This window comes from Lactococcus garvieae (assembly GCF_016027715.1).
GTDB classification, from domain to species: Bacteria; Bacillota; Bacilli; order Lactobacillales; family Streptococcaceae; genus Lactococcus; species Lactococcus garvieae_A.
In genome coordinates this window covers 356,672-375,912 of record NZ_CP065691.1, presented here as the reverse complement: position 1 = coordinate 375,912, position 19,241 = coordinate 356,672, and the positions used below count along the sequence as shown (strand labels likewise).

Annotated in this window: 19 protein-coding genes; 10 read left to right on the top strand and 9 right to left on the bottom strand. The window is 38.8% G+C overall.

The annotated features are described in order from the left end of the window. Positions 1 to 18: 18 nt before the first annotated feature. The 5 genes from pyk to I6G50_RS02030 form a co-directional block, all read right to left on the bottom strand. Positions 19 to 1,527: a pyruvate kinase gene (pyk, locus tag I6G50_RS02050; protein WP_003135758.1), complete on the bottom strand. Its 1,509-nt coding sequence runs from the start codon at positions 1,525 to 1,527 to the stop codon at positions 19 to 21. Positions 1,528 to 1,644: 117 nt separating this feature from the next. Next, positions 1,645 to 2,673, bottom strand: a complete 1,029-nt coding sequence (gene pfkA / locus I6G50_RS02045; protein ID WP_003135759.1) for a 6-phosphofructokinase — start codon at positions 2,671 to 2,673, stop codon at positions 1,645 to 1,647. 257 nt (positions 2,674 to 2,930) lie between these two features. After that, positions 2,931 to 4,082: an N-acetylglucosamine-6-phosphate deacetylase gene (gene nagA, locus I6G50_RS02040; protein WP_197909011.1), complete on the bottom strand. Its 1,152-nt coding sequence runs from the start codon at positions 4,080 to 4,082 to the stop codon at positions 2,931 to 2,933. 97 nt (positions 4,083 to 4,179) lie between these two features. Beyond that, complete coding sequence (locus I6G50_RS02035) at positions 4,180 to 5,352, bottom strand: toxic anion resistance protein (protein ID WP_197909010.1); 1,173 nt, start codon at positions 5,350 to 5,352, stop codon at positions 4,180 to 4,182. A gap of 9 nt (positions 5,353 to 5,361) precedes the next feature. Continuing rightward, positions 5,362 to 5,940: a 5-bromo-4-chloroindolyl phosphate hydrolysis family protein gene (locus tag I6G50_RS02030; protein WP_197909009.1), complete on the bottom strand. Its 579-nt coding sequence runs from the start codon at positions 5,938 to 5,940 to the stop codon at positions 5,362 to 5,364. Between the two features lie 289 nt (positions 5,941 to 6,229). On the opposite strand from I6G50_RS02030, the gene I6G50_RS02025 reads away from it, so the two are divergent. Next, the gene (locus tag I6G50_RS02025; RefSeq protein WP_197909008.1) at positions 6,230 to 7,861 is read left to right on the top strand and encodes a SulP family inorganic anion transporter; all 1,632 of its coding nucleotides are present in this window, start codon (positions 6,230 to 6,232) and stop codon (positions 7,859 to 7,861) included. Positions 7,862 to 7,889: 28 nt separating this feature from the next. On the opposite strand, the gene I6G50_RS02020 is transcribed toward I6G50_RS02025, so the two are convergent. After that, a complete protein-coding gene (locus I6G50_RS02020; RefSeq protein ID WP_197909007.1) occupies positions 7,890 to 8,387 on the bottom strand; it encodes a GNAT family N-acetyltransferase in 498 nt (165 codons plus the stop codon). Between the two features lie 241 nt (positions 8,388 to 8,628). Between I6G50_RS02020 and I6G50_RS02015 the strand changes: the two genes are divergently transcribed. The 6 genes from I6G50_RS02015 to rsmG all read left to right on the top strand — a co-directional run bounded on the left by I6G50_RS02015 (position 8,629) and on the right by rsmG (position 13,306). After that, the gene (locus I6G50_RS02015) at positions 8,629 to 9,648 is read left to right on the top strand and encodes an NAD(P)H-dependent glycerol-3-phosphate dehydrogenase (protein ID WP_003135768.1); all 1,020 of its coding nucleotides are present in this window, start codon (positions 8,629 to 8,631) and stop codon (positions 9,646 to 9,648) included. 43 nt (positions 9,649 to 9,691) lie between these two features. After that, positions 9,692 to 10,618: a UTP--glucose-1-phosphate uridylyltransferase GalU gene (gene galU / locus I6G50_RS02010; protein WP_003135769.1), complete on the top strand. Its 927-nt coding sequence runs from the start codon at positions 9,692 to 9,694 to the stop codon at positions 10,616 to 10,618. Positions 10,619 to 10,719: 101 nt separating this feature from the next. Further along, positions 10,720 to 11,115 (top strand): NusG domain II-containing protein, encoded by a 396-nt coding sequence (locus tag I6G50_RS02005; RefSeq protein WP_197909006.1) that lies wholly within the window; start codon positions 10,720 to 10,722, stop codon positions 11,113 to 11,115. Further along, positions 11,112 to 11,642, top strand: coding sequence for a Gx transporter family protein (locus tag I6G50_RS02000; protein ID WP_081168340.1), 531 nt, complete (start codon positions 11,112 to 11,114; stop codon positions 11,640 to 11,642). The genes I6G50_RS02005 and I6G50_RS02000 overlap by 4 nt, the downstream gene beginning before the upstream one ends. Then, a complete protein-coding gene (locus I6G50_RS01995) occupies positions 11,633 to 12,592 on the top strand; it encodes a polyprenyl synthetase family protein (RefSeq protein WP_003135773.1) in 960 nt (319 codons plus the stop codon). Before I6G50_RS02000 ends, I6G50_RS01995 begins: the two co-directional genes overlap by 10 nt. Next, positions 12,593 to 13,306 carry a 16S rRNA (guanine(527)-N(7))-methyltransferase RsmG gene (rsmG, locus tag I6G50_RS01990; protein WP_197909005.1) on the top strand — a complete coding sequence of 238 codons (714 nt, stop codon included), beginning with the start codon at positions 12,593 to 12,595 and terminating at the stop codon, positions 13,304 to 13,306. It abuts the gene before it with no gap. A 33-nt stretch (positions 13,307 to 13,339) separates the two neighbouring features. Here the strand turns inward: rsmG and pyrF are convergent, their stop codons facing one another. Genes pyrF through I6G50_RS01975 form a run of 3 tightly spaced genes read right to left on the bottom strand, consistent with a single transcriptional unit; the run spans position 13,340 to position 15,775 of the window. Then, positions 13,340 to 14,059 carry an orotidine-5'-phosphate decarboxylase gene (gene pyrF, locus I6G50_RS01985; protein WP_003135776.1) on the bottom strand — a complete coding sequence of 240 codons (720 nt, stop codon included), beginning with the start codon at positions 14,057 to 14,059 and terminating at the stop codon, positions 13,340 to 13,342. Next, positions 14,052 to 14,987 (bottom strand): dihydroorotate dehydrogenase, encoded by a 936-nt coding sequence (locus tag I6G50_RS01980; protein WP_197909004.1) that lies wholly within the window; start codon positions 14,985 to 14,987, stop codon positions 14,052 to 14,054. Before I6G50_RS01980 ends, pyrF begins: the two co-directional genes overlap by 8 nt. Further along, complete coding sequence (locus tag I6G50_RS01975) at positions 14,987 to 15,775, bottom strand: dihydroorotate dehydrogenase electron transfer subunit (protein ID WP_197909003.1); 789 nt, start codon at positions 15,773 to 15,775, stop codon at positions 14,987 to 14,989. Before I6G50_RS01975 ends, I6G50_RS01980 begins: the two co-directional genes overlap by 1 nt. A 317-nt stretch (positions 15,776 to 16,092) precedes the next feature. Here I6G50_RS01975 and I6G50_RS01970 point away from each other — a divergent pair, with 317 nt between their 5' ends. The 3 genes from I6G50_RS01970 to I6G50_RS01960 are packed head-to-tail and all read left to right on the top strand — an operon-like array spanning position 16,093 to position 19,238. Further along, complete coding sequence (locus I6G50_RS01970; protein WP_003135781.1) at positions 16,093 to 17,325, top strand: SPFH domain-containing protein; 1,233 nt, start codon at positions 16,093 to 16,095, stop codon at positions 17,323 to 17,325. A gap of 21 nt (positions 17,326 to 17,346) precedes the next feature. Then, entirely contained in the window at positions 17,347 to 18,444 is a 1,098-nt protein-coding gene (locus I6G50_RS01965; RefSeq protein WP_197909002.1) for a TFIIB-type zinc ribbon-containing protein, read from the top strand. Continuing rightward, a complete protein-coding gene (locus I6G50_RS01960; RefSeq protein ID WP_197909001.1) occupies positions 18,441 to 19,238 on the top strand; it encodes a TPM domain-containing protein in 798 nt (265 codons plus the stop codon). Before I6G50_RS01965 ends, I6G50_RS01960 begins: the two co-directional genes overlap by 4 nt. Positions 19,239 to 19,241: the final 3 nt, after the last annotated feature.

Sequence of the window (19,241 nt, the reverse complement as noted above, 5' to 3'; positions counted from 1 at the left end):
ATTCAAATATTTCGATTCTTATTTGATTGTACGGATACGCATTGTATTTGTACGACCTGAACCAACTGGAACACCAGCAACGATAACGATGTTATCACCTGATTCAACAAGACCTGAAGCCAAGGCAGCTTTTTCAGCTACTTCGAACATGTCATCTGTTGAAGCTGGTTTGTCCATAAGCATTGGGATAACACCCCAGTTAATCATAAGGCCACGTTCAACTTTTTCGTCAAATGTGATTGCCAAGATATCAGCTTCTGGACGGTATTTAGAGATTAAACGTGCAGTTGCACCTGACTCAGTCAACGCAACAATAAGTTTAACTTCCATTGATTCTGCAGCATTTTTAACTGCTGAAGCAACAACTTCTGTTACTGAATCTTTATCAAAGTTTTCTGGGTGAAGACGTCCGTATTCTTTCAACAATGTTTGAGCATTTTTGTTAACTGTAGACATTGTACGAACTGATTCACGTGGGTATTTACCGTTAGCAGACTCACCTGAAAGCATTGTTGCATCAGTACCATCAATTACTGCGTTAAATACGTCAGAGATTTCTGAACGTGTAGCACGTGGTTTTTCAGTCATAGATTCAAGCATGTTTGTTGCTGTAACAACGATTTTACCTGCTTGGTTAACTTTACGGATGATTTCTTTTTGGAATACTGGAACCATTTCAAATGGTACTTCAATACCCATGTCCCCACGAGCAATCATGATACCATCAGCTGTATCGATGATTTCATCAAGGTTATCAATACCTTGTTGGTTTTCGATTTTAGCCAAAAGTTGTACGTGAGTGTTACCAGTTTCTTCAAGGATAGCACGTACTTCATTAACGTCTTTAGCAGTACGTACAAATGAGATAGCGATAAAGTTCAAACCATTTGGTTGTGAAAGACCGAAACGAATATCGTCGTTATCACGTTCAGCAAGAGCTGGGAAAGGAATTGTAGTGTTAGGAATGTTCACACCTTTTTGTTTACCGATAGCACCATCATTTTGTGCTACTACGTCAAACTCACGTGCTTCAACATCTTTAGCAGCTACTGTAAGACCTAATTTACCATCGTCGATAAGGATAGTTTGACCTACTTCAACATCGTCAAAGATATCAAGACCACCAGCAACGTTCAAAGCAATATTTTCACGTGTTGATTTCAAACCTTGTTTTGTAGACACGCGGAATTTGTCACCAGTAACGTATTTATACTCGTCTGCACCATCTTCGTATACTTCTGTACGCATTTCTGGGCCTTTAGTATCAAGCAAGAAACCTACTTTACGGCCAGCGATTTCTTCAGCGCGAAGTACAGTCGCCATACGTGCAGCTTGCTCAGCGTGGTCACCGTGAGAGAAGTTAAAACGGAAAACGTCAGCACCTTCTTTGATCAAATCTGCAATTGTTTGTGCTGATGTTTCAACATCAAGCTCTTCTCCCCAGTATCCTTTTTCTCCGAATTTTTTACCACCACGAGTTTCTACTGCAGGGCCAAGTGTTGAGACGATTTTTACACGTTTGTTCATTTTGAGTAATTCTCCTATTTTATATAAATGTACTCATTACCTAATAAATGCGAGCGTTCTGTATTTCAGCTTCCCTCACCATCAATTAGATAAGACTACTAACAATAACTTAATAACTTAATCAAATTTGATGTCAAGGTTGTTTAAATCAGCGTTTAAACGATAAAGTTCCAATCCAGCTTTATGTGGATTATTGACAACAATCTTACCTTCGTCTGTCAGACTGAAAAGTGCATTTTCTTCTGCAGTACCAAGGATTGGGCTTTCAACAAGCTTTTCGTTACGGACACCAACGGCTACCCCACCGATACCATCACGAAGCAATTCAACTGCGCGAGCGCCCATACGTGATGCTAATACACGGTCACGCGCTGTTGGAGCACCACCACGTTGGATGTGTCCAAGAACAGATACACGAAGGTCAGAATCATCGCCAGCAGCTTTAAGCTTCATAGCGAATTCTTCACCAGACATAACACCCTCAGCAACTACGATAATATGGTGATTTTTACCTTTTGCGTAGCCTGATTTGATGTTACGAACGATGCTTTCAAACTTGAATTCTTTTTCAGGAATAGCAATATCATCAGCACCAGCGGCTATACCAGCCCAAAGTGCGATATCCCCAGCGTTACGTCCCATAACTTCAACAACAAAAGTACGGTGATGTGATGATGACGTATCACGAATTTTATCAATAGCATCAACGACTGTTGATACCGCAGTATCGAATCCAATTGTGAAATCAGTACCAACGATATCGTTGTCAATAGTACCTGGGAGACCTACTGCCGGGAAGCCATGCTCTGTTAAGCGCATAGCACCATGGTAAGAACCGTCACCACCAATAACAACAACACCTTCGATGCCGTGTTTTTTTAGTTGCTCGATACCAGCAAGTTGCCCTTCAAGTTGAGCAAATTCTGGGAAACGTGCGGAGTACAAGAATGTACCACCACGTCCGACTTTATCACCAACGCTCGCTGATGTGAGTGGGAAAATATCACCCGCTACCATACCTGCATAACCGTGGTTGATACCGTAAACTTCGATACCTTCAGAAATCGCTTTACGAACAACAGCACGAATAGCTGCGTTCATACCTGGTGCATCACCACCAGAAGTCAAAACTGCAATGCGTTTCATTAGAGTTTTTTCCTCCATCATATCTGATACTTAATTTGCAAGAGCAAATTTAAAGTTCAATTTTTATTTCATGTTTATTATATCACGATAAGAGAAAAAAATCTCTTAAAAACGCTATGACAGCGTTTTTATTTATGGTTTTTTAAATGTAATGGTTTTCAGCTTACAAAAATAAACTGAGTGTCTAAAAGTTATTTTTTCCAATTATAAAAGCCGGTAAAAACCAAAAAATTACCTAAAAGGTAATTTTTCTTTATTTATGCTTGATAACGTTTTTCTCCATCCAGATAAGTTGCAACAAGTTCCAGATTATTATCAAGAACAATAAAGTCTGCCTCTAAACCTTCTTTGATTTGGCCACAGACATCGTCAATTTTTGTAGATTTAGCCGCATTGAGTGAAGCCATTTTTACAGCTTCTGCTGGTGTTGCAATTTGCCAATCCACAACATTTTTCACTGCATCTTTAAGGAGAAGGATAGAACCCGCAAGATTACCCCCTTCTTTCAAACGTGCAGCACCGTCTTTAACAATAACAGGGAATTCACCAAGATAATATTCACCATCACTTAAGCCAGCCGCACGCATTGAATCAGTAATCAGAACGACATGATCTGTACCTTTTTCACGCATTAATATCTGACAAGCTTCTGGACGAACGTGGAAGCCGTCACAGATAAGTTCTGCATAAGTATTTGGCAAGTTAAACACTGCTCCAACCATACCTGGTTCGCGATGGTTAAGACCACGCATACCGTTGAAAGCATGAACCCACATTGTTGCTCCCGCTTGTACAGCAGCTACAGCATCAGCATATGTGGCGTTTGAGTGACCCAGTGCGATGGTGAAACCATGCTCCACAGCTTCTTTTACAAATGCAGTTGAACCTTCACGTTCAGGAGCAATCCCAATTTTGATTGGCAATCCTTTTGCTGCTACTCCATATTCAGCGAGTTCACTGTAAGATGGGTCTCGCATGTACTTAGGATTTTGGGCACCTTTGTATTCTTCTGTAAAATAAGGGCCTTCAAAGAAAAGTCCACGAATCTTAGCACCCGCTGCTTTCTCCACATTTGAACCAATCTCATCAGCAATTTCTAATAATTCTTCGTGGCTAGCAGTTACAGCAGTCGGGAAGAAACTTGTCACACCTGCTGCAAGAAGCCCTTCACTCATTGTTTGAACGATCCCTTCAATCTTACGGTCGTTTGTATCTGCTCCACCAAAACCATGGATGTGTGTATCTACCAGACCAGGGGCAATAGATTGACCAGAATAATCTAGAATCTCAGCGTCAGCTGGAGCTTCTGCCATCCAATTACCAAATTTACCGTCTGTGATTTGCAAGAAACCACCTGTTTTTACTTCATAAGGATAGAAAAATTTGTCTGCTTTAATATAGTAAGTCATAAAAGGACTCCTCCAATACTTTGTATTCACTAACATTTTAACACTCACTATAAAAAAAGTCAAGAATTGGTATATATCAATACTTGACTTTTTTCTTTTATTTTTTGTTGGAAAGTTCCAATAATTTTTGTTTGATTTCGTCTTCCATTTTTACTAATTCTTGTTCAGTCTGTTGACGTTTTTGACGGCCATCTGATTGAATCCGCATAGTTTCTTGAATTGTATCAATTAGATTTTGCTGTGTCACTTTCAAAGTTTCTACATCAATTAAGCCACGTTCATTTTCCTCTGCTGCTTCAATCGTTGATGATTTAAGCATTTCTGAATTTTTACGAAGTAAATCATTTGTCGTTTCTGAAACAATACGTTGACTGGCTAAAGCATCTTTTTGCTTAAGCAAAGTCAATGCAATAGCTACTTGATTTTTCCATAGGGGGATTGCGGTATTGATTGAAGTTTGAATCTTTTCTGCCAATTCTTGGTTCGTGTTTTGGATTAAACGAATTTGCGGTGCCTGTTGAATTGTCAACTGACGCGCTAAACGTAAATCATGGGCGCGCTTATCCAATCGATTTTTGTAGGCCTCAAGATCACTAACTTTTTGGACAGCTAATGCCCCGTCATCACCAGCTCCTTGAGCTTCTTGGCGAGCTGCTGGGATAATCTCTTGTTCCAGTTCTTCGACCTTAAACTCAGCACCTGCAATGTAAACATTCAGCGCTTTAAAATAGTTTAAATTCTCATCATAAAGCTTATCCAACATTTCATTGTCTTGTAACAAGCCTTGCTGTTCATTATTGAGTTTAGCCGAAATTTTATCGATACCGGCTCCAATTTTTTGATATTTTTGCGTCACTTCAAAAATTGATTTTTTGACCTTACCAAACATCTTTTGGAAGACACTCTTGTTTTCAGCCACAAGTTCATTGGGATTGGCTTGTTGAAGATTGTACATCAGATCCGTCAAAGAGCCGCCCACTTCACCTAAATCTTGTGCTTGAACTTTATCCAGAACACTCTGTGAAAAAGCCGAAATTTTATCTTGTGCTTTGGCACCATATGCAATCACTGACTGTGAGCTATTTTCATCCAACTGTTTCGATAATTCTTTAGCCTTAGCTAACTCCTCAGGACTTAGCGCATCTATCGCCCTGAGAGAAGCTCTCTGGTGCATATCGACCAGTTCTGTTTTCTGACTTTCCGAGAGTGCTTCCGCTTCTTTCACAACCTTGTCATCATTAATTAATTCATCTAAAATAGGGTTTTCCATTGCTACTCCTTAATCAAATTTTACCTCATGTTTAATAACATTCACATCATCCATCAAAATTTCATGATAGTTCTTCGAAAAATTAGCAGATAGTGTTTTAATCAGAAGTAGTGTTTCATCCATATCTCGACTTACTTCCTGTGTCTTAACAGATTGCTTCTGCATCTCTAGGTATTTCTCTGTTAATTTTACCATATTTGGTAAATCCTTATAGAGGAAATCATTTTGTTTTGTCAACTGGGTTGGGTTTTGCACAATGTGCTTGAAGAGAAGTTTACTTGCTTCTAGTCCACCTGTTACAGATTCGACAACCTCTAGCTCATCGTTTTTCTTAGTATTTGCTTCCCATTTTTCGATATTTTCTTTAGCATCTCCTAAAGTTTCACGAAAAATTTCGATATCACTTTCAGAAAGCCCTGCTTCTTGATAACGCCGTATATTTTCTTTACGTGCGGGCTTTTTTGCCGTGCTCTCTTTTTTATTAGATTTTCTTCTAAATAAGCTTATAAGCCAAAGTGCCACTAATAGAATTAGAATTATCCGTATAAAACTAGGGATCCCGTCCATCATCATTCCTGTCATATGCATTTTTAGCCTCCATTCTTGTTTCCTGTTATAACAAGCTTTCTTTTCTTATTTCATCAGCCAACTGGCTATACTCTAATTTTATCACATTCTAAAGGAAACTTTTCAGACTTTCGTATGATTTCTAATTTGAGTTTTAAGAAAGTAAGGCACAATATATTTAAGTATATCTTTATGATGTGGTTGATAAAACAGAGCTATACTTCTCTTTAATTAAACTAAATAATTATTTGCTTACCTCAATTATCTTTGATAAGATAGAATACTGTGCTTAAAAAGTAAAGGAATTAGAATGTTTAAAAATTATTTATGTATTATCCGTTCAGAATTTAAAGGATACAATCAGAAAAAGCTCATGCAAGATGTAATGGCAGGGATTACTGTTGCTGCGGTTGCTCTGCCACTGGCACTTGCTTTTGGGGTATCCAGTGGGACTACTGCAGCTGCTGGACTTGTAACAGCAATTATCGCTGGTATCACTATTGGTTCTTTATCTGGAGCCTACTATCAAATTTCTGGTCCTACGGGTGCTATGGCTGCCATTTTAATTTCACTCGTTAGTGCATATGGTATCAATGGCATCTTCATTGCAACATTCATGGCAGGAATTCTCCTGCTCCTTGCTGGACTTCTTCGCTTTGGCAACATGATTTCCTTAATTCCTTCGCCAGTTATCACTGGGTTCACTTCAGGAATTGCTATAATTATCGCAAGTGGGCAAATTAAAAACTTTTTTGGAATCGAACATTTTAAAGGAACTTTTTTTGAACTCCTGCAATCTATTTTTGCTTTAAATATTGATTATACTTCAACTCTGATTGGTATTTTAACTATATTGCTCATGGTTTTTTATCCGAAATCATGGGGACAAAAAATGCCAGCTTCTTTGTTAGCAATACTTATCTCAACTTTTGCTGTTATATTACTGAACTTTAATATACCGGTTGTTGGAAAAATCCCCACCACGCTTCTCCCAGCAGAGCGCCTTCATTTATCAGCAATAAATTATGAAAATATCAAAGCCTTAATTATACCAGCCTTTAGTATTGCAGTCCTTGGGATGATCGAAAGTTTACTCTGCGGTGCATCTGCCGGTAGAGCCGTAAATCATCCAATAGATAATAATCAAGAACTTGTTGCGCAGGGAGTCGGGAACCTAATATTGCCCTTTTTTGGCGGAATTCCCGCAACAGCTGCTATAGCAAGAACAAGTGTAGCGATAAAGTCTGGAGCACAAACCCGGATTACGAGTACTATTCACGCGCTTATCTTACTTTTATCAATGTTTTTATTTGCTCCCTTTATGATGCATATCCCCCTCAGTGCCCTTGCTGGCGTTCTCATCATGACTGGGGTTCGGATGAATGAGTGGGAAGCCATCCGCTTTTTATTTCAAAACAAGTTAAAAGGGGGGATGATTGAATTTTTTGTAACAATGATTATTACCGTCGCTTTTGACTTGAGCACTGCCATATTAGTAGGAATTGGTATTGGATTTATACTTTTTATTATTAAAATTTCTCAAATTGAGATAAGTATTTCTCGGATTGAGCCACATCGTATTAATCAACTGCATCAAGAAATATTTGACGAATGGACCGTCATTTATATTTCTGGTCCCCTATTCTTTTTGACCAGCAATAAGTTGAAACAAATAATTGATGCATTGCCCGCTGATACTAATATCGCCTTCTCTTTAAGGGGGGTACCCATGATTGATGTTACTTCTCTTAAGTTATTAATTGATACGCATGAAGATTTTATTAGTCACAACAGAAAAGTCGTTTTTTCTTCAATGAGTAACAAGTTAATTGAATCGTTTAGAAGAGTCGGTATTACGGATCTCCCAGAAGGTTCAACCTTTTATCCGAGTATTAATGAGTTTCTGTTAGACTTAACAGCAAAAAATAAAATCCCAGAATAATTGGGATTTTTTATTATTTCTTAAAAAATTAATTCCAGTAATCCTTTTTCAAAAGGCCCATAAAATGACTGTCGTGATAACTCCCATTAGCAAAAAAATGTTCCTTCATTGTACCTTCTATCTTAAAGCCAACTTTTTCATATATATGGACTGCAGGCGCATTATCAACATCCACCCAGAGATACACTTTATGCATATTTAAGACTTTAAAAGCATATCCTAGTGCTTGGTGGAAAGCTTCTTGAGCTAAGCCACGACCAGAGTATTCTTCGGTAATAATGAGCTGAATTTCACAGGTTCGATGAATATAATTAATATCCATAAGTTCAACAATCCCCGCGAATTCATCGTCAACGTCAACAACAAAGCGGCGTTCATCCATACTATGGATATGTTTGTCATAGAGAGAAGTGAGTTCATCTAATGATTCATATGGCTCTTGAAACCACAGGTGCATGGTCTGCGCTTCATTATTAATAATATGAATATTTTTTAAATCTGTTCTTTCTAATGCTCTGATTTTCATTTTGAATCCTCTTCCTTCAATCACTAAAAGATTTCATTTTTATTATACAATGAATTTTTTTCAAATAAAAACGTTTTCTCATTTTTCGTAGAACATTACTGTTCTTATTCTGTCATATCTTGAAAAGTGTCCTTTTATTTGAGGTGATTTTTATATCCTCAATGAATTTTACTCTGTATTATGTTAAAATGAAGGGGTAATAAGCTTTTAGAAGCTGTGACAAACTAGTAAAGGAAAAGATATGAATCCACAAAAAATTGCCGTGCTTGGCCCTGGATCATGGGGAACTGCTCTTTCGCAAGTTCTAAATGATAATGGACATGAAGTTCGTATTTGGGGAAATAATGTTGACCAAATTGCTGAGATAAACGAGAAGCACACCAATGAACGTTATTTCAAAGGTATCAGTTTAAATTCTGATATTTCAGCTTATACAGACCTTGAAGCTGCCTTGGATGATGTTGCTGCTGTCCTCTTTGTTGTTCCAACAAAAGTAACGCGATTAGTTGCGCAGCAAGTTGCTCAAGTACTCAAGCATAAAGTAACAATCATGCACGCTTCTAAAGGTCTCGAACAGGGAACTCATGAACGTATTTCTTCAATCCTTGAAGAAGAAATACCTGCCAAATATCGAAGTGAAATCGTAGTTGTCTCTGGGCCTTCACATGCTGAAGAAACAATCAAACGTGATATAACTTTAATTTCTGCTGCATCAAATGATTTAGATACTGCAAAATATGTACAAGAACTATTTTCAAATGATTACTTCCGCCTCTATACAAATACAGATGTGATTGGGGTTGAGACCGCAGGTGCTTTAAAAAATATCATCGCTGTCGGCGCAGGAGCTTTACATGGCCTGGGATTTGGTGATAATGCAAAAGCTGCTATCATCACCCGTGGTTTAGCCGAAATTACCCGTCTTGGTGTTGCCATGGGTGCAAAGCCTCTCACGTACAGTGGTCTTTCTGGGGTCGGTGATTTAATTGTTACCGGAACTTCTATTCATTCACGAAATTGGCGAGCTGGTGATGCACTGGGTCGTGGTGAAAAACTTTCCGATATTGAGGCTAATATGGGCATGGTAATTGAAGGCGTTTCAACAACAAAAGCTGCTTATGAACTTTCTCAAAGCATGAATATTGATATGCCAATTACAGAAACAATCTACAAAGTTCTTTATGAAAATATGGATGCGCGTGAAGGAATTTTAGATATTATGCGCCGTGAAACACGTACCGAAAATGAATTCAGCATTTAAGAATAAATAAGTAAGAAATAATAAAAGGAGAACCATCTTCCAAATGACTAAAGTTAATCCAAAACAAAAAGTAAGAAAAGCAATCATCCCTGCTGCTGGTTTAGGAACGCGCTTCCTTCCAGCTACAAAAGCCTTGGCTAAGGAAATGTTACCTATTGTTGATAAACCAACAATTCAATTTATCGTTGAGGAAGCCTTAAAATCTGGTATCGAAGATATTCTTATCGTTACAGGCAAGGCAAAACGTCCAATCGAAGATCACTTTGATTCAAATATCGAATTGGAACAGAACCTAAAAGAAAAAGGAAAAACAGAACTTCTTAAGTTGGTTGAAGAAACAACGGATATCAATCTTCATTTTATTCGTCAAAGTCATCCTATGGGACTTGGCCATGCTGTTCTCCAAGCCAAAGCATTTGTGGGGAATGAGCCATTCGTTGTTATGCTTGGTGATGATCTCATGAATATCATGGGCGATGGTACACCTCTTACAAAAGAATTAATTTCTGATTATGAAAAAACCCATGCTTCTACCATTGCGGTTATGAAAGTGCCTCATGAAGATGTTGATAAATATGGTGTTATCGCTCCTGAAGGGGAAGTTTCTAAAGGCCTTTACAATGTAGCTGAATTTGTTGAAAAACCAGCCGTTGAGGATGCACCTTCTGATCTTGCAATCATCGGTCGCTATCTACTTACACCAGAAATTTTCCAAGTGTTAGAAAAACAAAAACCTGGTGCAGGTAATGAAATTCAATTGACAGATGCTATTGAAACATTGAACAAAACACAACGCGTTTTTGCACATGAATTTACTGGTAAACGTTATGATGTAGGGGATAAATTTGGTTTCGTTGAAACAACTATCGAATACGGACTTAATCACCCACAAATTAAGGAAGAATTGCATGATTATATCATCGCAAAAGCTAAAGAACTTGCAAAAACTGAAACAACAATCGAAAAATAACAAAAAGCTGTCTAGCATTCGTGCAGACAGCTTTTTGTTAACTCTTGTAAACTTGAAAGAAAATTATTCTAAGCTTCTTATTTTGGCTAATTTATGCTATTATGGAAAGGATGAAATTTTTCAAAGAAATCAAAATTAAAGCTCTAGATATTGTCATTATTATTGTCTTGTTTTTTGCTTCTTTTTCTGTTTTTTTCCTTTTACCCAGTAATGGTTCGGGCACAGAAGCTCAACTTCGTGTTGAAGGTAAAGTGATAAAAACATTTGATTTGCACAAAAATCAGACATGGACTTATCACTCTAAAGACGGGGATTACAATGAAATTCAAGTGAAAGATGGAGCAATAGCTGTCGTCAAGGCTTCTTGTCGCGACCAAATTGATGTAGAAAGAGGATTTGTCTCAAAAGTTGGAGACACAATTGTCTGCTTACCTCATAATTTAGTCATTAAAGTTATTGGTGAACAAGAAAATTCTGGAGTGGATTATAGCGGATGAATGTAAAAGAAAATATCTATGTGGCTCTACTCACAGCCGTAGCAGTTGTGATGGGGATTTTTGAAAGTTGGATACCTGCTTTTTTTGCTTTTGCTCCGGGAGCAAAAGTTGGATTGGCTAACTTAGTCATGATTATAGCAATCTTCACTTTAAATTGGCGTAAAGTTTGGACAATGCAGGTTTTACGTCTCCTTATTACTGCCTTATTCACAGGATTCTCTGTTTTTATCTATTCCGCTGCGGGAGCCATTTTAAGCCTTTTAGCAATGTACCTGATGAAAAAATTGGGCCCTAAGCGCGTCTCTCTCATCGGTATATCTGTTGTGGGAGGCTTTTTCCACAATCTCGGTCAGCTCGCGGTTGCTTCTCTTTTAGCAGGAGCAAGTGCTGTCATGCTCTATCTACCTTGGCTAGCTTTTTTTGGCATGCTAGCCGGCTTTGCGATAGGCATTGGTGGAAACCAGATCATTCAGCGGGTTGCACCAATTCAGTTATTATTTATCAAAGAAAGTAAAAAATGGACGTGAAACATACAATTTGGTCAGAATATCCAAAATTAGAAACTTCATTATTAAAAGTACAAAAATTGATGAAACAACAGGTCGGGATCAAAAACGAAGACATTAAGTCTGCTATTTTTGATTTATTTGATGCGGGTGGAAAAATGTTGCGCCCTGCTTATTTACTGATGTTTGCAGATCTTACAAGCATGGATAACAAGCGAAAAATTGCTTTATCAGCTAGTGTTGAGATGTTGCATACCGCGACACTTATTCATGATGATATTGTAGACCAAGCTGATACACGACGAGGTGTCGAAACTCTCTCAAAAAAATACGATCCATCTATTGCCGTATATGCAGGGGATTATCTCTTTGTCGCTGTCTTTAAACTTCTTTCCAAATACTCTCTTGACCTTCCAAATTTAACCAAAAATATTGGTTCAATCGAAAGACTATTGGGAGGCGAGCTTGGTCAATTGAACAAGCATTTTGATTTTGATCAGACGCTTGATGACTATATTCAAAATATTTCGGGTAAAACAGGCGAACTTTTCGCCATGTCTTCATCAATTGCGCCGTTGATTATGAAGCAAGTGCGCTTATCTGATTTGGCTTATAATATCGGTATGGATATCGGTATTGCTTTCCAAATTATGGATGATTATCTGGATTACGCGAGTGATAGCCAAACTCTAGGTAAACCCGTACACGAAGATATTAAGCAAGGTATTTTTTCGGCACCAGTTCTCTTTGCTCTAGAAATTGATCCTGAACGTGTCAAAACTTTGATTCAAGAGGAAAAGTTTGATGAAGTTTATAACTTCATTCACGAATCTGAAGCACTTAATAAAACAAAAGAATTAGCTCAAGAATACACAAACAGAGCACTCAATCTTATTAATAAACTCCCTGAAGGCGAGACACGCGCGAACATCAGTAGTGTCACAAAAAAACTTTTGGAACGGAACCTATAAATGAAACCTGAAGAATTTTATACTCAACTTGAAACTTTTGACATCTTTTTAAGTCAGCAGCAAAAAGAACAATTTGAACGCTACTTTGAGCTTTTAGTGGAGTGGAATGAAAAAATTAACCTCACAGCAATCACAGAGAAGAAGGAAGTTTTTCTCAAACATTTTTATGACTCTATCGCTCCAATTTTATATAAGCTTATCAATAATGAGGCAATAAAAATCCTTGATATTGGTGCTGGTGCTGGTTTTCCAAGCTTGCCAATGAAAATTATTTTTCCTGAATTGCAAGTTACAATTATTGATTCCTTAAATAAACGTATCAACTTTCTGTCACTATTAGCTAATGAGTTAGGACTTGATCATATCACTTTATTACACGGACGTGCTGAAGATTTTGGTCAAGATCTTGCTTATCGCGGACAGTTTGATATTGTTACAGCTCGTGCAGTTGCCCGCCTGAGCGTGCTCTCTGAGCTTACCATTCCTTTTCTTAAAAAAAATGGGCGCTTACTTTCACTTAAAGCAGCAAAATTCGACGAAGAACTTTCCGACGCCAAAAATGCTATCGCTGTCTTAGGAAGCAAATTTATTGAGCAAATTGATTATCAACTTCCAAACGGGGACGAGCGGCATATTGCAATTATCGAAAAGAAAAAAGAAACACCAAAAAAATACCCACGTAAAGCCGGTACTCCAAATAAAAAACCACTTTAAAAGCCTTGAGTTCTCTCAAAGCTTTTTCTTTTCTTATAAGTTGCCATTCCACTCGTTTTTAATCGTTTTATAGGCTTCAGTAGGATTTTCAGCTCGTGTAATGGGGCGACCAACCACAATATAATCTGAGCCAATCTTACGTGCTTCTTCTGGTGTCATGACACGCTTTTGATCCCCTTTAGCTGTACCAGCTGGACGTATACCCGGAGTTAAACAAATGAAGTCAGGACGTGTCACACTTTTAATCTTCTTAACTTCATGTGCAGAACAAACAACACCATCAAGTCCCGCTTGATCCGTACATTGAGCATAATGTAAAACAGATTCTTCGAGACTGGTCATAATCATCTGATCGTGATGCATGCTCTCTTGGCTAGTCGACGTTAGCTGTGTTACTGCAATAAGATCTGCTACTTTCTCACCTGCTGGAGTACCCGCTATAAGTCCTTCTTTAGCCTGCTGCATCATTTCAATCCCACCAGCAGCATGAACATTAATCATATCAATGCCTAAACGAGCTAAGCCTTTCATCGCCGAACCTACTGTATTGGGAATATCATGTAATTTTAAATCTAAAAAGACGTCATGCCCTTGGAATTTAAGAAAATCCACAACAACGGGGCCTTCTTGATAGAGTAATTCCATCCCAACCTTAACGTAAAGTTTCTCATGGTCATCAAAGCGAAGTAAAAAATTTTTCACATCGCGTAAACTTGGAAAATCGAGGGCTACCATTGGTCTTGATTCATGCATTTTCTTTTCTCTCCTTTTGAACTTCTTGACGTAATTCTTCTAAACTGGAAATGCCATATTTATCCATAAGTTCTGGCAATTCATCAATAATTTTGGGACAAACATAAGGGTCAGAAAAATTTGCTGTCCCTACTGCGACTGCACTTGCGCCTGCCATATAGAATTCAAGCACATCCTGAGCTGTCATCACACCACCCATACCAATAATCGGAAGTTCAACAGCTTGGGCTACTTGATGAACGAGTTTTAAAGCAACAGGCTTAATTGCAGGTCCCGATAGTCCTCCTGTAATATTAGCTAAAATAGGTTTTCGTGTTTTCAAATCATAACGCATCCCCATCAGGGTATTAATCATTGTAAAGCCGTCCGCTCCTGCTGCTTCTGCTGCCTTGGCTATTTCTACAATATCTGTTACATTCGGGGAAAGTTTAACGTATAAAGGCACATCAGCAACTTCTTTACAAGCTCTTACTAAATCATAAGCGACTTTTGGATCTGTTCCAAAAGCTTGCCCTCCGTGCTTAACATTCGGGCAAGAGATATTGAGCTCCATCGCCTTTACATTTGGTGCTGTACCTATTTTAGCGCATACAGCCACATAATCATACTCTTCAGACCCAGCAACATTGGCAATGATGGGTAATTCAGGAAAATGCTTATCAAGCCAGGGAAGCTTGTCTGACATAACCACATCTAGTCCTGGGTTTTGCAAACCAATCGCATTAAGCATACCCGAGCTCGTTTCAGCTACACGAGGTGTGGGATTTCCGTATCTAGCCTGTAAGGTTGTCGCCTTGATCATGATAGATCCCAATTGGTTTAAATCATAATAGCGTGCATAATCTTCGCCAAAACCAAAGCAACCGGAAGCTGGCATGATTGGATTCTTCAAATCTAAACCGGGTAATTTTACAGCAAGTCGATTCATTATATAACTACTCCATTCCCTTTGAATACCGGTCCATCCTGACAAACCTTTAAAGCATGCTCAGGATCTTTTTTATCTGGAACCACACAAGCATAACAAGCACCAATACCACAAGCCATACGTGCCTCCATTGACACATATAAACGCTCGAGATTATCAAACCGTTTAGCCACGGCTTTCAACATCAGTGGTGCCCCACAAGCGTAAACAACATCAGCGCTACTTTCTAACTTTTCGAGTAAAGTACCAATATGTCCTTGATGACCATAAGACCCATCGTCAGTTGTAACTTCTACTTCAACATTCGGAAGCGCCGCAAAGTCCTCTTCTAAAATTTTCACCTCAGTTCGTGCGAATCCTAGGAGAACTTTTATCTTACAGCCTGTTTTGCTTAACTGCTTGGCCAATTCATAAAGCGGTGGCACTCCTATTCCTCCTCCAATAATAAGAACATCTTCTCCTTCACACACTTCATCAATAGAAAAGCCAGTGCCAAGTGGACCAAGTATATCTACGGTCTGCCCTTCTTTCAGCTGAGACAAAAGATAAGTCCCCGTCGTTGTATCTCCTCGACGATAGAGCAGTGTACAAGTTCTTGCTTGAGTATTCCAACTGGAGATTGAAATAGGGCGACGTAAAAGTAAATCATGGCTTGGTACTTTAATCTGCAAAAACTGACCTGGTATGTGCATTGCATCAACGAGTTCGCCTTGCAAGACGAGTTCAAAGATATCTTCTGCTACTTCTTTCTGACTGACAATGAGCATATCTTCTTGAAGCTTCATCACTTCCTCCTTCTGTAAAAAACATTGTGTTATCCGATAGATCTGCAAGTTGAAGAAAAAACACCTGCAGAGTATAAACTGCAGGTGTACAAAAAGAGTCTATCTATTTCTGCACAAATCATAAAAATTCATGTCGGAAAATAGATATAATTAATCGTATCCTTGCTAGCCTCTCTGGACTAAGTTAAAGGTTTTAAAGTATTATAACCTAAATTCGAAGGAATTTCAAGAAACAATAAATACAACTAAAGCAGTAAAATTTTACCTCTATTCTATGTTATAATGAAAGCGTGTAAATTAAATAGATGAAGGAGAAAAATATGGGTATTATTAAAGCAGCAACAAGCAGTATCGGAGGTACACTTGCAGATCAATGGCTTGAGGTCATTGAACCAGAAGATATGTCCGATCAAACGGTAATGACCAAAGGCGTTATGGTCCGCAAAGACGATAAACGTGGAAGCAATCGTAAAGGAACTGCTGATGTTATTACAGATGGTTCTGTAGTCCATGTCTATCCAAATATGATGATGCTCCTGGTTGATGGCGGTAAAATTATTGATTATACAGCTGAAGAAGGTTATTATACTGTAAAAAATGATACAGCTCCTTCTATGTTTAATGGTGGGCTCAAAGAATCTGTACAGGAAGCCTTTTTCCGTTTCAAGTTTGGCGGCGTTACGCCTCAGAAACAAGAAGTATTTTATATTAATCTTCAAGAGATTAAAGGCATTAAGTTTGGTACAGCTACACCGCTACAATATTTTGATAATTTCTATAATGCAGAACTTTTCTTACGCACACATGGGACATATTCAATGAGAATTACTGATCCAATCTTGTTCTATGCGAACGCTATTCCTAAGAATCAAACCCAAGTGGAAATTTCAGATATTAATGAACAATATCTCCAAGAATTTTTAACAGCATTAAATACTTCAATCAACCTTTATTCTGCCCAAGGTGAGCGTGTTTCTTTCCTTCCTTCTAAATCTGTCGAACTCTCAAAATACATGGCAGATACCCTTGATGAAGAATGGCGTAAACTTCGTGGGATTGAAGTTGTTGCTGTAGCTGTCAGCTCGATTAGCTACACAGAGGATAGCCAAAAATTGATCAATATGCGTAACCAAGGTGCGATGCTGGGTGATCCAGGTGTCCGTGAAGGTTATATGCAAGGCGCTGTCGCTCGTGGTATCGAAGCCGCCGGAAGTAACTCTGGCGGGGCTATGCAAGCTTTCATGGGTATGGGCATGGGTATGAACCAAGCGGGGGACGTCCTAGGTCAGGCAAGTGCTTCAAATCAAGCGCAAATGGCTCAACAAGAAAAAGCAACTCAAAATTCCGAAAATAACTGGACTTGTTCAGCCTGTGGTACAGAAAACACAGGAAAATTCTGTTCAAACTGTGGTGAAAAAAAGCCTGAAGCTGAAACTGCTGCTATGAAAATAGAAATGGCATGTTCTGCTTGTAATGCGATCGTTAACTTAGCCAATGGGGTACCTAAATTCTGTCCAGAATGCGGACAACCCTTTGTTGCTAAGCCATTATAACTATAGGAAAAGAGGTAATCCATGAGCCAATCAACGGTTCTCACTCATCTCTGTCCTAACTGTGGGGGACCGCTTCTTTTTGATCCTAAGAGTCAACGTTTTCATTGCCAGTATTGTTTATCTACTTTTACTGAACAAGAAGTCAGTGACTTTGAAGCCAAACAACAAGATAAGGGAATTTCTGAAGGTGTTCTTGCAGATGAACCGGCAGCCGCTCAAAGTAATGAAGCAGTTGAGGATGAAGTCGCTCTCTTTATATGCCCCTCCTGTGGTGCCGAGATTGTTACCGAAGCAACAACTGCTTCAACATTTTGCTATTACTGTCATAATCCAGTCGTTCTATCCGAACGCTTATCTGGAAAGTTTTTACCTGAAAAAGTTCTCCCTTTTCAAATTGAACAAAAAGAAGCCGAGGAGGCTTTTCTAGAATGGGTAGGCAAAAAGAAGTTTGTGCCGAAGGACTTCTTTGATAAAAAACAAATCAAGCAACTCCAAGGTGTCTACTTTCCCTACTGGGTTGTCGGAGCGGATCTCCAAGGGCAGTTACAAGCACGTGCCCATAATATACGTGTCTGGATTGTTGGCGATTTAGAATACACAGAAACTAAACAGTATCAGATTGTTCGCGAAGGGAGTAGTTCTTTTCAAGATTTAGTAAAAAATGCTTTGAAAAAAAATGAGCCTGAAAAAATGGTCGGAGCTGTTCAACCTTTTGATTTGTCTAAAGCTGTGTCTTTCAAAAATCAATACCTCTCTGGTTTCCTAACAGAAAAAAGGGATATTGAATTCGCTGAGATAAAGGAAATAGTGGATAGTGAACTTCAGCAATATTCCGAGGCACTGATGCGTGATACAGTTCAAGGTTATACTGCCGTCACCAGCGTCCAATCTGACCAAACTATCACGCAACTTCAAAGCGATTATGTTTTACTGCCTCTTTGGCTTGTAACCTACCGCCAAAAAAATAGTGATAAACTTTTTTACTATGCGATGAATGGCCAAACAGGAAAAACGTCTGGGATTCTCCCCGTAGATAAGAAAAAAGTCGGACTTGTGGCAGTTCTTATCTTTATTGCTGTACTTCTATTAGGTGTGATTGTGGGGTGGTTTATATCATGAAAAAGAAAACAATGCTTCTTCATATATTTTTTGTCTCAATCACTTTTATCTTGCTTTTTGCTTTCCCAAAAGTTGGAATGGCACAGCAAGTGGGTATTGACGATCAGGCAGGCGTCTTAAACGCCCCATTGCAGGGACTAAAACAAGAAGCTACAACTCTCGCCGAAGAAACCAAGGCTGGCGTTTTTGTTGTTACAACAACGACTAATACCGAAAAACCAAAAGATTTTGCCATGAATTATTTGGCTAATCAGGTCGGTCAAGGAAATAACGGCATCGTTTTACTCATTGATATGGGGCAACGGGAAATATATATTTGGGCGACAGGGAACTTGAAGTATTATATTACTTCTTCACGTATTGAATCCATTCTTGATGTTGTCCAACCCCAGTTGACGGATGGCAACTATACCCAAGCTGTTGAAAGTTTCTATGGACAAGTCCATCATTATTATCAAGAAGGTATCCCCGGAGGACGTAAGTATACTGTTAATCCTGATACGGGTGCAGTTACCTTTCACCGGTCCTTCCGCCCTGGTTATATCTTGATTGCTGTTATAATCGCTCTCGTCTCAGCTACAGCCTTTGTCATCGTTCTTGTTTCTCGTTATCAGTTGAAACTAGGCGCCCGTTGGAACTACCGCTACCAGGAAAATGGTGAGCTTAATTTATCAAAACGTACCGATACTCTTGTTAATTCCTTTATCACAACTCGTCGGATTCCACGAAATAATAACTCCAGTGGAGGCGGCTTCTCTGGTGGAGGTGGTTCAGGAGGTGGACGTAGCTTCTAAAAC

Excerpts from the sequence above, each read along its gene's own strand:
- pyk (WP_003135758.1), bottom strand. The coding sequence starts at position 1,527 with ATGAACAAACGTGTAAAAATCGTCTCAACACTTGGCCCTGCAGTAGAA.
- pfkA (WP_003135759.1), bottom strand. The coding sequence starts at position 2,673 with ATGAAACGCATTGCAGTTTTGACTTCTGGTGGTGATGCACCAGGTATG.
- nagA (WP_197909011.1), bottom strand. The coding sequence starts at position 4,082 with ATGACTTACTATATTAAAGCAGACAAATTTTTCTATCCTTATGAAGTA.
- I6G50_RS02035 (WP_197909010.1), bottom strand. The coding sequence starts at position 5,352 with ATGGAAAACCCTATTTTAGATGAATTAATTAATGATGACAAGGTTGTG.
- I6G50_RS02030 (WP_197909009.1), bottom strand. The coding sequence starts at position 5,940 with ATGCATATGACAGGAATGATGATGGACGGGATCCCTAGTTTTATACGG.
- I6G50_RS02025 (WP_197909008.1), top strand. The coding sequence starts at position 6,230 with ATGTTTAAAAATTATTTATGTATTATCCGTTCAGAATTTAAAGGATAC.
- I6G50_RS02020 (WP_197909007.1), bottom strand. The coding sequence starts at position 8,387 with ATGAAAATCAGAGCATTAGAAAGAACAGATTTAAAAAATATTCATATT.
- I6G50_RS02015 (WP_003135768.1), top strand. The coding sequence starts at position 8,629 with ATGAATCCACAAAAAATTGCCGTGCTTGGCCCTGGATCATGGGGAACT.
- galU (WP_003135769.1), top strand. The coding sequence starts at position 9,692 with ATGACTAAAGTTAATCCAAAACAAAAAGTAAGAAAAGCAATCATCCCT.
- I6G50_RS02005 (WP_197909006.1), top strand. The coding sequence starts at position 10,720 with ATGGAAAGGATGAAATTTTTCAAAGAAATCAAAATTAAAGCTCTAGAT.
- I6G50_RS02000 (WP_081168340.1), top strand. The coding sequence starts at position 11,112 with ATGAATGTAAAAGAAAATATCTATGTGGCTCTACTCACAGCCGTAGCA.
- I6G50_RS01995 (WP_003135773.1), top strand. The coding sequence starts at position 11,633 with ATGGACGTGAAACATACAATTTGGTCAGAATATCCAAAATTAGAAACT.
- rsmG (WP_197909005.1), top strand. The coding sequence starts at position 12,593 with ATGAAACCTGAAGAATTTTATACTCAACTTGAAACTTTTGACATCTTT.
- pyrF (WP_003135776.1), bottom strand. The coding sequence starts at position 14,059 with ATGCATGAATCAAGACCAATGGTAGCCCTCGATTTTCCAAGTTTACGC.
- I6G50_RS01980 (WP_197909004.1), bottom strand. The coding sequence starts at position 14,987 with ATGAATCGACTTGCTGTAAAATTACCCGGTTTAGATTTGAAGAATCCA.
- I6G50_RS01970 (WP_003135781.1), top strand. The coding sequence starts at position 16,093 with ATGGGTATTATTAAAGCAGCAACAAGCAGTATCGGAGGTACACTTGCA.
- I6G50_RS01965 (WP_197909002.1), top strand. The coding sequence starts at position 17,347 with ATGAGCCAATCAACGGTTCTCACTCATCTCTGTCCTAACTGTGGGGGA.
- I6G50_RS01960 (WP_197909001.1), top strand. The coding sequence starts at position 18,441 with ATGAAAAAGAAAACAATGCTTCTTCATATATTTTTTGTCTCAATCACT.